We start from the raw sequence: 12,357 nt of genomic DNA, 5'->3' as shown, positions 1-12,357 counted from the left end.
ATGAATGTACCAGGTCCGCTGCTGCTGATCGGCTGTGGCAAGATGGGAGGTGCGCTGCTCTCCGGCTGGCTGGAACGCGGCGTCGATCCCCGAAACGTCTACATCCTGGATCCCAACCCGGCAGCGCTCGAACCTTTCGGCGACAGTCCGCTCAACCATGTTCAGCATCTCCCCGAGTTGCCTTCGGACTTGAAGCCGGCTCTGGTTATGCTGGCGGTCAAGCCGCAGCAGATGGATGACGTCCTGCCGGACCTCAGGCGATTCGTGGCCCCCGAAACGGTCTTTCTTTCGATCGCCGCCGGCAAGACGCTTGATTACTTCAGCAGCCAGCTCGGCGCGGAGGCAGCGATCGTTCGGGCCATGCCGAACACGCCGGCTGCCGTGGGGCGCGGGGTCAGTGTCCTTGTCGCCGGCGCACGGACCAGCGATGCGCAGAAACGGTTCTGCCAGGAACTGATGTCGGCTGTCGGCCTGGCGGACTGGGTCGAGGACGAGGATCAGATGAATGCCGTGACTGCCGTCTCTGGTGGCGGTCCTGCCTATGTCTTCTACATGATCGAGTGTCTGGCCAAGGCTGGCGAAGAAGCCGGCCTGCCCAAGGAGGTGGCGGAGCGGATTGCACGTGCGACGGTGACCGGAGCCGGGGAACTGGTTCACACCTCCTCTGAAACGCCCGCACAGTTGCGCAAGAATGTCAGCAGCCCGGGGGGCACGACCGTCGAGGCCCTGGCTGTTCTGATGGACGAGAAGGGGCTGGAACCCCTGATGGTCCAGGCTATCGCGGCAGCCACCCGGCGCAGTCGCGAGCTGGCCTCCTGATGTCCACGCTCAAGGCCGCGGCCGGTCGGGTTCAGAAAACGCTCGAAGATCGCGGGCTGACCTGTGATGTGCGTGAGTTTCCCGAGAGCACCCGGACGGCCGAAGAGGCGGCGAGGGCTATCGGATGCGAGGTGGGCCAGATTGCCAAGTCGCTGATCTTCAGGTTGCCCGAGACCGACGAAGCCGTCCTGGTGGTGGCCAGCGGCGTCAATCGCGTCGATGAGACGAAGGTGGCCCGGCACCTGGGGCATGACATCACCAGGGCCGATGCTGCTTTCGTGCGCGAGAAGACGGGATACTCCATTGGCGGGGTGCCGCCGGTGGGGCACAGTCATCCACCGCGCACCCTGCTGGATCGGGACCTGCAGGCCTATGTGGAAATCTGGGCGGCGGCCGGCACCTCCAATGCGGTTTTCCGCCTGACACCGCAGGAACTTGCGACGCTGACCGGGGCGGAATTCACGGAGATTTGCCGGGCCTGACTTGGATTCCCGTCCTCTTGCGCCTACCTGATAGGGATGAACCAAGGAGGCGTTACGTTATGGCGACTCGAAAGCAGGATCCTGCGCGCAAGGTTATCGATGCGACGCTGAAACTGGCTGCGGAACGCGACTGGCAGGATGTGACCCTGTCCGATATCGCGGGTGAGGCTGGTGTTTCCCTGGCCGTCATTCATGAACGCTTCGGCAGTAAACAGGCCATTCTTGCCGCCTATGGCCGCGAGGTTGATGCCGCGGTGCTGGGCGACAGTGACTCCATAGACATGAATGGCAGTCCGCGTGATCGGCTATTCGACGTGCTGATGCGGCGGTTCGACGAATTGTCCCGTCACAAGGCGGCGATCGCCAACATCCTGGATTCCTATCGCTGCCAACCCGTGAACGCGCTTTGCGCTCTGCCAGGACTGGGACGTTCCATGGCCTGGATGCTGGAAGTGGCCGGTGTGTCGGCCGGCGGGTGGCGCGGAGCGGTGCGCGTGAAGGGATTGTCGGCCATTTATCTCTCAGTTCTGAGGGTCTGGCTGAAGGACGACAGCGAGGACATGGCAAAGACCATGTCGGCACTGGATCGCGCCTTGGCGCGCGCGGACAACCTGCTGGGGCGTCTGCGCAGGCGGCGCCGCGGACGGCGCGCCCAAGAGGGCACCTCCGACACGGAGGGTGCGGCCACAGCACCGGGTTGACGACTATGTTGCACTGCACAATATTCTCTATTGTGCAGTGCAACATAAAGCATTAGTTTGTGCCCAGTTCTGTCACCCACGGCTACAGGAGAGCGACCATGGCCAAGTCAGAGAAGACAACCTACAGCAATCCCTTTCTGGAAGCGGATTTCCAGAAGATGATGGATTTTTCCAAGATGGCCGAGAACTGGCAGGTTCCCGGTTTTGACCCGCAACAGGTCCTGGATGCTCAGCGCAAGAATCTCGAGGCCATCACAAACGCGAACCGTGTGGCCTACGAAGGCGCACAAGCCATTACCCAGCGCCAGACCGAGATCTTCCGAACCACCATGGAAGAAGCCAGCCGCGTCATGAATGAGATGGCGGCTGCCGGCGCCCCCGAGGATCGCATGGCGAAGCAGGCGGAACTTTGCCGCCAGGCTTTCGAAAAGGCCATTGCCAACATGCGTGAACTCGCCGAGATGGGCGCCAAGTCCAACAGCGAAGCGCAGGATCTGATCAACAAGCGCGTTTCGGAAAGCATCGAGGAGATCCAGTCCACCCTGCAGACGATGTCCGAGGAGGCCAAGAGCGCGCGCGGCGAGCAGAGCAAGTCGACCAGCGGCGGCGGCCAGGGCAGCCAGGGCGGACAGAACTGACGAGGGTCCTCTGTGGCCTGCCGACGAGCGCTGGGACAGCGACAAAGTCGGCTTTATCGGGGTTCTGTCCCCTGATAGGTTCATTACACTTCAGACCATGAGTGGCCGGTTCTCGGAACATCCCAGGATGTTGGGGGCCGGTTACTCGTGTGTGCAAACGTGGCAGGAAACCAAGAGATGGCAGACATAGAAGATTCCCCGATAAAAGAATCCCCCGAGATCAGCTTCGACGACTTCCTGAAGGTCGATATTCGCGTCGGGACCGTGGTGCGTTGCGAACCCTATCCGGAGGCCCGTCGCCCGTCCTACAAGCTCTGGATCGATTTCGGTCCCGAGATCGGCGAAAAGAAAACCTCCGCCCAGATTACCGAGCACTACAGCCTGGAGGATCTCGAAGGACGACAGGTCATGGGCGTGGTGAACTTCCCGCCCAAGCAGATCGGCAAGTTCGTCTCGGAGGTTCTGGTCCTGGGTTTTGCCGACGAGGACGGGGCCGTGGTGCTGGCCGAGCCCAACCTGAAGGTCCCCAACGGGGCACGGATGCACTGAGCGAACCGTCGCGAAGCGGGCTTTTCGCCCCTGTTTTCTTCCTAGCCCGGCAGCCAGATGTTGGCGCGCAGACCACCTCCGGGAGCCTCCTCGAGCTTCAGGTCGCCGCCCTGGCTGCGGATCATGTCTCGTGAAATGGTCAATCCCAGACCGGTTCCGCCGGTCTCCGGATTGCGCGAGGTGTCCAGCCTGAAGAAAGGCCGGAAGACCTCTTCCCGCTTCTCGGATGGAATGCCCGGGCCATCATCGTCGATCAGGATCTGGACACCCTTGCGATACCACTGGCCGGTGATGGAGATATTCCCGCCGTAACGCCAGGCATTGTTGATCAGGTTGGCCAGGCAGCGGCGCAGCGCTTCCTTGCGGGCCACGGTAGGCATCGAGTGTTCGATGTGCAGGTCCACATGGGCACCGTCCCGCCGGGCCTGGTCGACGACCTGGCGAAGGATCTCGCTGATATCGCATTCCTGGGGATTCTCGGTGCCTTCGCCGCGCGCGAACGCGAGATAGCCCTCGATCATGTGTTCCATCTGCTGGATATCGGCGCGCATGCTCTCCGTGGCGGCATCGTCGCCCAGCAGGGCCAGTTCCAGTTTCAAACGGGTCAGGGGCGTGCGCAGGTCGTGACTGACGCCGGCCAGCATGTCCGTGCGTTGCTGGATCTGTCGCTTGATGCGGTCCTGCATCTGCAGGAAGGCGGTGCCGGCCAGGCGAACCTCGGTGGCGCCTTCCGGGCGGAATCCGGTGACGTCCACGCCGCGCCCGAAATTATCCGCGGCTTTGGCAAGACGCCGAATGGGTCGGACCTCGTGGCGCATGAAAAGCGTGGCGGCCGCGGACAGCACGATGGAGCTGCCGAACATCCAGATCAGGAAGATATAGATCGTGGAGCTAAAAAGCCGGCGTCGCGGCACCAGGACCTGCAATATGGAGTCGCCCAGATCCACCTGGATCTCCACGTAGTGCGTGAGGCTCTGGCTGTCGACGACGTAGGGATGCCAGAGCTGTTCGCGCAGGGCCTGTCCCAGCCGGCTGTCCAGAACCGAGGGCAGGAGCTTGCTATCCACTTCCTTGAGTTCCTGGTCCGGCAGCAGGCGCATGTTGAGCCACATATGCGCGTCCGCCAGGGCGAACATCTCGACATTGGTCATGGTGCGCGACTCGCGCTCCAGCACGTCGATCACCGAGGCGATCTCGCCCGCCACGGCTTGGCTGAGACGCCGGGTGATGGTCTGGTAGTGGCGTTCATAGAAGGCCCAGGTGGAGATTCCCTGCAGCAGGATCAGCGGCATGATGATGATCAGCAGGGAGCGGGCCAGCAGGCTGCGCGGGATTAGGCGCTTCAGCTTGAAACGCGTGCGCCGGCGTCCGCTCTGGCCGCCACCGAGTGCACGGGGGCGGCGTATGCTCTTGGGATCGTCGCTCATGCCGGACGACAGGGGGGTGCTCCCCGGCAGGAATTGATGTTCGGGGGCATGCCGCGTTCCATGAAGCTTCCTTTCTGCACGACGCGCAGGGCTAGTCGGGCATCAGAACGTAACCCGTTCCGCGGACTGTTTGAAGGTATCGCGGTGTTTTCTGATCGGGTTCGATCTTGCGGCGCAGGCGGGTCATCTGCACGTCGATGCTGCGCTGGTTGCCGATTTCCGGACTGGCGTCGGCCAGACGGTCGCGACTGACCGGCACACCGGGCGATTCCGCCAGTGCCTTCAGCAGGCAGGTTTCGACTGCGGTCAGGTGGATATAGGCTTCTCCGCGGCGAAGTTCCGAACGGGCTAGGTCGAAAGAGAAACCGCCGAAGAAGACCTTGTCGGCACTGCCGGCAGCCTGGACCTGGCTGGAGCGGCGCAGGATCGCATTGATGCGCAGGATCAGCTCGCGCGGCTCGAAGGGTTTCGAGAGATAGTCGTCGGCACCGGATTCCAGGCCCGTGATGCGGCTTTCGACCTCCTCCATCGCCGTCAGCATCAGGATCGGGATCTGACGTTCCTGCTGGCGCAGCCAACGGGCCAGATCGTACCCGCTTTCCCCGGGCATCATGACGTCGAGCACAATGAGATCGAACTCCAGCCCGGACAGCTTGCTGCGGGCCTCTTCGGCATCAGCAGCCGTGGTGACGCGGAGGTTCTGGTCGCTGAGATAGCGGTGCAGCAGTTCGCGCAGGCGCTTGTCGTCATCGACGACGAGGATGTGGGCCTGGTTATCGTTCATGGACCCTGGTGCTCCCTTGAAGACACGCCGTCAGCGCTCGCCGGGAAGGCGCTGGGGATCGCGGTCAGCCAGGAAGCGTTCACGATCCTCCTCGTTGATCAGGCCCAGCAGGACGGTGCGGAAACCGACGACAGATTCCGCACCGGCGGCCCTGTAGGCACGGGCAAAGCGGGCCAGCTGGGCCTCGCTCAACTGCTGCTCCAGGCTGCGGCCCTGCTCGGTCAGGCGCAGCAGTCGCTGACGCCGATCGTGCTGGCCGGCCTTCTGTTCGATGAAACCCTCCTCCACCAACTGACCGAGCACCCGGGACAGGCTCTGTTTGGTGATCTTGAGGATGCGCAGGAGTTCACTGACCGGCAGATCCGGATTGCGCCCCACGAAATAGATCACGCGGTGATGCGCGCGTCCGAAGTTGTACTTGGCCAGAATGCGATCGGGTTCCGCGGTGGAATCACGGTAGGCGAAAAACAGCAGTTCTATGGCCTGGCGCAACTCCTCCTCACGGAGAAAAAGCGGATTGATAGCAGTTTTTACGTCAGTCATATTGACTTACTTGGCTAAAGTTGTTACCTAATCAGGGTCAGTCGTGACATAATCTAACAAATTCTCCGGTTAGCAGGAAATTCCTTGGCCTGTAGCGCTTGACTTCGCGGTCGGAACGTCCTGTAACGGAGTCTGTACTGAGTTTCACCCCCGATATAAGGGGCCGCGTTATGTTTGCTTGTCTGTTATAGGGCCTAAGGACCCCGGTTATCCATGCTTCCTTTCGATGATCGTGACGGTGTCATCTGGTACGACGGCGCGCTGGTTCCCTGGCGCGACGCCAATCTCCACGTTCTCTCCCATGGCCTGCACTATGCAAGCTGTGTCTTCGAGGGCGAACGCGCCTACGGGGGCAATATCTTCAAGCCCAGCGAGCATCATCAGCGGCTGCATGACTCCGCCGAAATCATGGGGTTCGAGATTCCCTACAGCGTCGCCGAGATCGATGCGGCCGCGGCCGAGGTTCTGCAGGCCAACGGAATCTCCGACGGCTATGTCAGGCCCGTAGCCTGGCGTGGCAGCGAGATGATGGGGGTTTCGGCCCAGAAATCGCGCATTCACCTGGCGATTGCCGCCTGGGAATGGCCGGCCTATTTCTCTCCGGAAGCGCGCCTGGAAGGCATCCGCATGACCGAGGGGCGGTACCGCCGTCCGGATCCGCGCACGGCGCCGGTCCACTCCAAGGCGGCCGGTCTCTACATGATCTGCACGCTGTCCAAGCACGAGGCCGAGCAGAAGGGCTACAACGACGCCCTGATGCTGGATTGGCGTGGCCAGGTCGCCGAGGCGACGGGGGCGAACATCTTCCTGGTCCAGGACGGCAAGCTGCACACGCCGAGCCCGGACTGCTTCCTCAACGGCATTACGCGGCGCACAGTCATCGAGCTCGCTCAAAAGCGCGGCTACGAGGTGATCGAGCGCGCCATTTTCCCGGAGGAGTTTGCCAAGACCGACGAAGTGTTCATCTGCGGCACGGCCGTGGAGGTGACGCCGGTGCGCGAGATCGATCAGTACAGCTTCACGCCGGGGGACATCACCCTGAACCTGTTGCGTGATTATGACGAACTGGTGAAGCGCTCCCACGACATGGCCGCGCATGCTTCCACCAGTGCGGCCTGAACCAGAATTTTTCCTGTAATCGATGCCACGACGGGCGGGCTTTCGGGCCCGCCCTTTTTCTATCGACTGTTCCAGTTCTATCAACTGTTCCAGCGGGCGCTGGCTTCCTCGTCGCTTTCGCGGGCCTCGACCCATTGCGCCGCGCCGTCGGGCGCGTGTTCCGCCTTCCAGAAAGGGGCCTTGGTCTTCAGCCAGTCGATCAGGAAATGGCAGGATTCGAAGGCCGCCTGACGATGCGCGCTCGCGGTGGCCACCAGCACGATGCGATCGCCTGGGTTCAGGGGGCCCACACGGTGGATGATCAGGCTGGCGTCCAGCGGCCAGCGTTCATGTGCTTCGCTCTCGATGCGTTCCAGCATCTTCTCGGTCATGCCGGGGTAGTGTTCCAGGGTCATGCCGCTGACCGGCTGATCGCCGGCCATGTCGCGCACCAGCCCGATAAAGGAGGTTACACCGCCGATCGTGGTGCTGCCACGAGTCAACTGCTCGAGCTCCGCGCCCGGGTCGAAATCAGCTTCCTGGACCCGAACCGCCATGGCTCAGCCTCCCGTCACGGGCGGGAAGAGTGCAACCTCGTCGGTGCCGGAGACCGGCGTATCGGACCGGGCGTATTCCTGGTTGACCGCCACGCGGATTCGCCTGCGATCACCCAAAGCTTCCGCATAATCCGGCCCGCGGGCGTGCAGCCAGTCCAGCAGACCGGTCACATCGACCACCTCGGCCGGCAGCGTGATCTCCTCACTGGCCGTTCCGATCTTGTTCTTCAGCCAGGCAAAATAAAGCAGTTTCACGTTCAGACCTTCCATTCATGATCAGCCATGAAACAATGCGCTGTAGGGCGTATAGAATACCGTGGTCCCGGGCTGCAGGCTGGTCAAGTCCTCCGGCAGCTCCACCAGTCCGTCGGTTTCCGCAAGCGAGCTGAGAATACCGGCGCCTTCGCGGGCGAATTTCTCGGCCAGCGGAAGGCCGTTCTCATCATAAGTTATGTGCACACGCACCCATTCGCGTCGATCCTTCTTCTTGCGATGGGCAAAGTTTGCGCTCACCGGCAAACGCTGTGGACGCTGAGGATCTGCGCCCATGAGCTGGAGGACCATGGGCCGCGCAAGCTGCAGGAAGGTAACGACCACAGCCGCGGGATTGCCGGGCAATCCGATGACGGGGACACGGTGAATCTGACCCAGAGCCACAGGCCGGCCTGGCTTGATGGCGACGCGCCAGAAGTGGAGTCGGCCGCCGGCTTGTTCCACGGCCTGCTTCACATGGTCCTCGTCGCCACTGGAAACTCCGCCGGACGTGACGATCAGGTCATGGCCGGCCGCGGTCTCTTCCAGCGTCGCGGCAAGTCCGGCGCTCTCGTCCTTCAGGATGCCGAGATCCGTGACCTGACATCCGAGATTGCTCAACAGACCGGCCAGAACCTGACGATTGGAGTCATAGATCTGGCCATCGCCTGGGGTTTCTCCGGGTTCGCAGAGCTCGTCGCCTGTGGAGAGCAGTGCCACGCGCAACGGACGGGATACTGGCAGTCGACTGCAGCCGATTGCAGCCGCCTGTCCCAGGTCCACGGGCTTCAGGACGCGTCCGGCGGGCAGTACCGTGGTTCCGGCACGGATATCCTCGCCGCTGAGGCGGCGATTGGCGCCCTGGCTGATGCCGGGGCGTATCCGCACCCATCCCTCCTCCTCGGTGCAGTCCTCCTGCATCATGACGGTATCCGCTCCGGGTGGCATGGGGGCGCCGGTGAAGATGCGGACTGTCGTGCCGGTGGCGACCTCCTGTTTCCAGGGGTGGCCGGCGGCAGCCCGTCCCACCAGCTTCAGGCGGCTTTCCGCTTCCGAATGCAGGTCGGCGTGCCGCAAGGCGTAGCCGTCAACCGCGGAATTATCACCCGGCGGAACGTCGATCGGCGAGAGCAGGTCCTGGCGCAGGACGCGTCCCAGCGCCGCCTGCAGCGGAAGTTCTTCCGTTTCCGTGACAGGCTCGAGACGCTCGGACAGCAGTTCCAGCGCCCGGTCAAAGTGCATGAGCGGGCCGCCGTGGGCAAAACAGTCGTCACTCAGCTGGGCCATGCAGGCTTTCCCGTGTCTTCTTTCGCTCCAGGCCGCAATGGCTTTCGATGAAATCGGCGATACCCACGATATCATTCAACTCCAGCCGGCGTGGGCGGCCGGGCAAGTGCTCCGTTGTCATTTCGCTGTCGCTCGCCACGGCCACGATGTGGGGGTCCTCTTCGGCCAGCAGTGGCTTGCCGAGGCTGGCGCGGTAGACCTCCAGCTTGTCATGGGGATCATGCTTGAAGCCTTCGACGATCACCAGGTTCACCGGTGAGAGCCGACTCATCAGGAACTCCAGCGTGGCCTCGGGCTCCTCGCGAAGCTCATGCATGAGGGCCCAGCGCTGATTGGAGGAGACCAGAACCTCGCTTGCCCCGGCCTCGCGATGCACCCAGGAATCCTTGCCGGGCTTGTCCACGTCGAACTTGTGATGGGCGTGCTTAATGGTCGAGACCCGATGGCCGCGGCCAGTCAGTTCGGGCAGCAAGCGCGACAGCAATGTGGTTTTTCCGCTGCCACTCCAACCAGCCAGACCGATAACCTTCATCTTTCCCGAACCTGCCAGTCTCTGTCTCAATGCGCTTTCATATGGGCAATGCCTCGCATGAGGTAATCATAACCCGTGATCAGCGTCAGAACAGCCGCAATCCAGAGCAATACGTCGCCCACCAGGGGCAGCATCAGCAGGGCAGGGCCCGCCGGTCCCAGGATGAGGACGCCAAGAGCCGTCATCTGCACCATGGTCTTCCACTTGGCAAGCCGACTGACCGGCATGGGAACGCGCAGTTCCGCCAAGTATTCCCGCAGGCCGGATACCAGGATTTCCCGGCAGAGGATAACGATCGCCGCCAGCAGGGAGACACCGCTGATGTCGCTGAGGGCCACCAGCATGATGATGATCGCCGCTACCAGCAGCTTGTCGGCTATGGGATCGAGGAAACGGCCGAGAGGTGACACCTCCCCCATGGAGCGCGCCAGCTTGCCGTCCAGCCAATCCGTGGCGCACGCCAGAATATAGAGGACAAGGGCCGCCCACCGTGTACCCGGTTCATTCATGTAAAGCAGGATGATGAGAGCGGGAATGGCCAGGATACGTCCCAGGGTCAATAGATTGGGCAGACTGGTCAGCATGGAGTCTCCGCTCTGCTTTCAAACCGGGCCGTTGCACTATGCGTCCACGGCTTTAATACGAAATATCACGGCTGTGGTCATTCATGAAAATGCTCATGGATCTTCTTGGCCACGGTGCGGCTGATTCCGTCAACGGCTTCCAGGTCGGCCAGGGCCGCCTGTTCAACAGCCCGGGCCGAGCCGAAATGCAGCAGCAGCGCCTTCTTGCGCTTGGCACCGATCCCCGGAACCCCGTCCAGGGACGAGGTCAGCCGGCTCTTGCTGCGGCCGGCCCGATGCGTGCCGATTGCGAAGCGGTGGGCCTCGTCCCGCAAGCGCTGGATGTAGTGCAGAAGCGGCGTGTCCGGCGTCAGCAGGAAGGGCTCGCGCCCCGGCAGGAAGATGCGTTCGCGGCCGGCGTCCCGGTCTGGCCCCTTGGCCACGCCTGCCACCGGCATATCTTCGATGCCCAGTTCGGCAAAGACCTCCTCGGCCACGCTCAGTTGGCCGCGGCCGCCATCGAGCAGAACCAGATCCGGCCACTGCCCGCCCTGACGATCCGGATCCTCCTTCACGGCCCGGGAAAAGCGTCGCGTCAGCACCTCGCGCATCATGGCGTAGTCATCACCGATGTCGTCCCTGTCCTTGAGAGAGCGAATGGCGAACTTGCGATAAGCGTTCTTGCGGAAGCCTTCGGGGCCCGCAACGATCATCACGCCATAGGGGTTGCTGCCCTGGATATGACTGTTGTCATACACCTCGATGCGTTCGGGTGGCCCGTCCAGTTCCAGCAGCTGGGCCAGTTCCTCCATGCGATGGCTCTGGGCCGTGACATCGGCCTGTCGGCGCGAAAGTGCTTCCTTGGCATTCAGCAGAGCGGTCTCGAGTAGCTTGCGCTTCTCGCCGCGTCGCGGAACCTGCATGCGGATTCGATGTCCGGCCCGCATTTCCAGGGCTTCAAGCAACAGGTCCTTCTCGGCTGGTTCGTGGCTCAGCAGGACTACAGCGGGGACCGGCTTGTTGTCGTAGAACTGGGCCAGAAAGGCGCCCAGCACCTCGGTCGTTTCCAGATTGCTGTCGTGTCCCGGAAAGTAGGAGCGATTGCCATAGTTACGACCGGCCCGGAAGAAGAAGACCTGGATGCAGCTCTGGCCGCCTTCCTGATGCACCGCGATGACATCGGCATCGTTGATGCCTTCCACGTTCACGTCCTGGCTGGACTGGATGTGGGCGAGCGCGCGAATGCGGTCGCGATAGCGCGCAGCCGTCTCGAAGTCCAGGTTTTCCGCGGCCTCCTGCATCAGGCCTGCAAGTTCCCCCTGGATGGCACTGTCCCTGCCCGACAGGAAGGCCCGGGCGGCCTCCACCAGTTGGCCGTACTCCTGTTGGCTGATGCGCCCAACGCAGGGCGCCGAGCAGCGTTTGATCTGGTAGAGCAGGCAGGGCCGTGTCCGGTTGGCGAAGACATGGTCCGAGCAGGAGCGCAGCAGGAAGGCCTTCTCCAGTGCTGTCAGCGTGCGGTTGACCGCGCCGGCCGAGGCAAAGGGACCGTAGTAGGCGCCTTCGCGCTCATGGGATCCGCGATGCTTTGTCAGGCGCGGATAGGAATGGTCACTGCTGAGGAAGATATAGGGAAAGGACTTGTCGTCGCGCAGCAGCACGTTGTAGCGCGGCATGAAGCGCTTGATGAGATTGCTTTCCAGCAGCAAGGCCTCGACTTCGCTGTTGGTGCGCACGATCTCGAGGCCACAGGTTTCCGCAATCATCCGCTGCAGACGACGGGGTTGCTTGGAGATCTGGGTGTAGCTGTAAACGCGCTTGCGCAGGTTCTTCGCCTTTCCGACATAGAGCACGTCGTTGCGGCGATTCAGCATGCGATAGACGCCGGGACTTTCCGGCAGCGTTTTCACCGCCTTTTCCAGAACGCCCACACCCTGGGCCAGGGAGGTCTCGGAATGCGTCGGGCCCTCTGCCTCGAAGCCTTCTGCCGCCTCGGCCAGACCGGGAATCGCGCCATGGAATTCCAGCGAGTCCGGGGTGTCATCGTGGAACCGCGGAGCCCGTTTCCCGCCGGCCGAGGGATCCTTGATTCGTCGGTTGCCTTTTGCCTTTGCCATTCTCAGAA

At 62.5% G+C, this 12,357-nt stretch carries 15 protein-coding genes; 6 read left to right on the top strand and 9 right to left on the bottom strand.

Going from position 1 to position 12,357, the window contains the following annotated elements:
* The 5 genes from proC to ACFOW6_RS14445 all read left to right on the top strand — a co-directional run bounded on the left by proC (window position 1) and on the right by ACFOW6_RS14445 (window position 3,189).
* Window positions 1–819, top strand: a complete 819-nt coding sequence (gene proC, locus ACFOW6_RS14465; RefSeq protein ID WP_382423112.1) for a pyrroline-5-carboxylate reductase — start codon at window positions 1–3, stop codon at window positions 817–819.
* Entirely contained in the window at window positions 819–1,301 is a 483-nt protein-coding gene (locus tag ACFOW6_RS14460) for a YbaK/EbsC family protein (protein ID WP_382423111.1), read from the top strand. The genes proC and ACFOW6_RS14460 overlap by 1 nt, the downstream gene beginning before the upstream one ends.
* Window positions 1,302–1,360: 59 nt before the next feature.
* Window positions 1,361–2,002: a TetR family transcriptional regulator gene (locus ACFOW6_RS14455; protein ID WP_382423110.1), complete on the top strand. Its 642-nt coding sequence runs from the start codon at window positions 1,361–1,363 to the stop codon at window positions 2,000–2,002.
* Between the two features lie 98 nt (window positions 2,003–2,100).
* Window positions 2,101–2,640 carry a phasin family protein gene (locus tag ACFOW6_RS14450; protein WP_382423109.1) on the top strand — a complete coding sequence of 180 codons (540 nt, stop codon included), beginning with the start codon at window positions 2,101–2,103 and terminating at the stop codon, window positions 2,638–2,640.
* Window positions 2,641–2,817: 177 nt separating this feature from the next.
* A complete protein-coding gene (locus ACFOW6_RS14445) occupies window positions 2,818–3,189 on the top strand; it encodes a tRNA-binding protein (RefSeq protein ID WP_382423108.1) in 372 nt (123 codons plus the stop codon).
* 41 nt (window positions 3,190–3,230) lie between these two features.
* Here ACFOW6_RS14445 and ACFOW6_RS14440 read toward each other — a convergent pair whose 3' ends face one another.
* The 3 genes from ACFOW6_RS14440 to ACFOW6_RS14430 form a co-directional block, all read right to left on the bottom strand.
* Window positions 3,231–4,616, bottom strand: coding sequence for an ATP-binding protein (locus tag ACFOW6_RS14440; RefSeq protein ID WP_382423107.1), 1,386 nt, complete (start codon window positions 4,614–4,616; stop codon window positions 3,231–3,233).
* 91 nt (window positions 4,617–4,707) lie between these two features.
* Window positions 4,708–5,400, bottom strand: a complete 693-nt coding sequence (locus tag ACFOW6_RS14435) for a response regulator (RefSeq protein ID WP_382423105.1) — start codon at window positions 5,398–5,400, stop codon at window positions 4,708–4,710.
* 30 nt (window positions 5,401–5,430) lie between these two features.
* Window positions 5,431–5,943, bottom strand: a complete 513-nt coding sequence (locus tag ACFOW6_RS14430; RefSeq protein ID WP_382423104.1) for a MarR family winged helix-turn-helix transcriptional regulator — start codon at window positions 5,941–5,943, stop codon at window positions 5,431–5,433.
* 213 nt (window positions 5,944–6,156) lie between these two features.
* On the opposite strand from ACFOW6_RS14430, the gene ACFOW6_RS14425 reads away from it, so the two are divergent.
* Window positions 6,157–7,062, top strand: a complete 906-nt coding sequence (locus ACFOW6_RS14425) for a branched-chain amino acid aminotransferase (protein WP_382423103.1) — start codon at window positions 6,157–6,159, stop codon at window positions 7,060–7,062.
* 80 nt (window positions 7,063–7,142) lie between these two features.
* On the opposite strand, the gene ACFOW6_RS14420 is transcribed toward ACFOW6_RS14425, so the two are convergent.
* The 6 genes from ACFOW6_RS14420 to uvrC all read right to left on the bottom strand — a co-directional run bounded on the left by ACFOW6_RS14420 (window position 7,143) and on the right by uvrC (window position 12,349).
* The gene (locus ACFOW6_RS14420; RefSeq protein ID WP_382423102.1) at window positions 7,143–7,598 is read right to left on the bottom strand and encodes a molybdenum cofactor biosynthesis protein MoaE; all 456 of its coding nucleotides are present in this window, start codon (window positions 7,596–7,598) and stop codon (window positions 7,143–7,145) included.
* A gap of 3 nt (window positions 7,599–7,601) precedes the next feature.
* Window positions 7,602–7,853: a molybdopterin converting factor subunit 1 gene (moaD, locus tag ACFOW6_RS14415; protein WP_382423101.1), complete on the bottom strand. Its 252-nt coding sequence runs from the start codon at window positions 7,851–7,853 to the stop codon at window positions 7,602–7,604.
* Window positions 7,854–7,874: 21 nt separating this feature from the next.
* Window positions 7,875–9,137, bottom strand: a complete 1,263-nt coding sequence (locus ACFOW6_RS14410; protein ID WP_382423100.1) for a molybdopterin molybdotransferase MoeA — start codon at window positions 9,135–9,137, stop codon at window positions 7,875–7,877.
* On the bottom strand, window positions 9,121–9,669 hold the full coding sequence (gene mobB, locus ACFOW6_RS14405) for a molybdopterin-guanine dinucleotide biosynthesis protein B (RefSeq protein WP_382423099.1): 549 nt from the start codon (window positions 9,667–9,669) through the stop codon (window positions 9,121–9,123). Before mobB ends, ACFOW6_RS14410 begins: the two co-directional genes overlap by 17 nt.
* Before the next feature lie 26 nt (window positions 9,670–9,695).
* Window positions 9,696–10,253 (bottom strand): CDP-diacylglycerol--glycerol-3-phosphate 3-phosphatidyltransferase, encoded by a 558-nt coding sequence (pgsA, locus tag ACFOW6_RS14400; RefSeq protein WP_382423098.1) that lies wholly within the window; start codon window positions 10,251–10,253, stop codon window positions 9,696–9,698.
* 77 nt (window positions 10,254–10,330) lie between these two features.
* Window positions 10,331–12,349, bottom strand: coding sequence for an excinuclease ABC subunit UvrC (uvrC, locus tag ACFOW6_RS14395; RefSeq protein ID WP_382423097.1), 2,019 nt, complete (start codon window positions 12,347–12,349; stop codon window positions 10,331–10,333).
* Window positions 12,350–12,357 lie beyond the last annotated feature (8 nt).

Origin of the sequence: Fodinicurvata halophila, from assembly GCF_042651425.1 — a bacterium.
Lineage (GTDB): Bacteria > Pseudomonadota > Alphaproteobacteria > Kiloniellales > DSM-21159 > Fodinicurvata > Fodinicurvata halophila.
The sequence above is the reverse complement of the archived record's forward strand: the minus strand, read 5'-3'. Positions and strand labels throughout refer to the sequence as shown.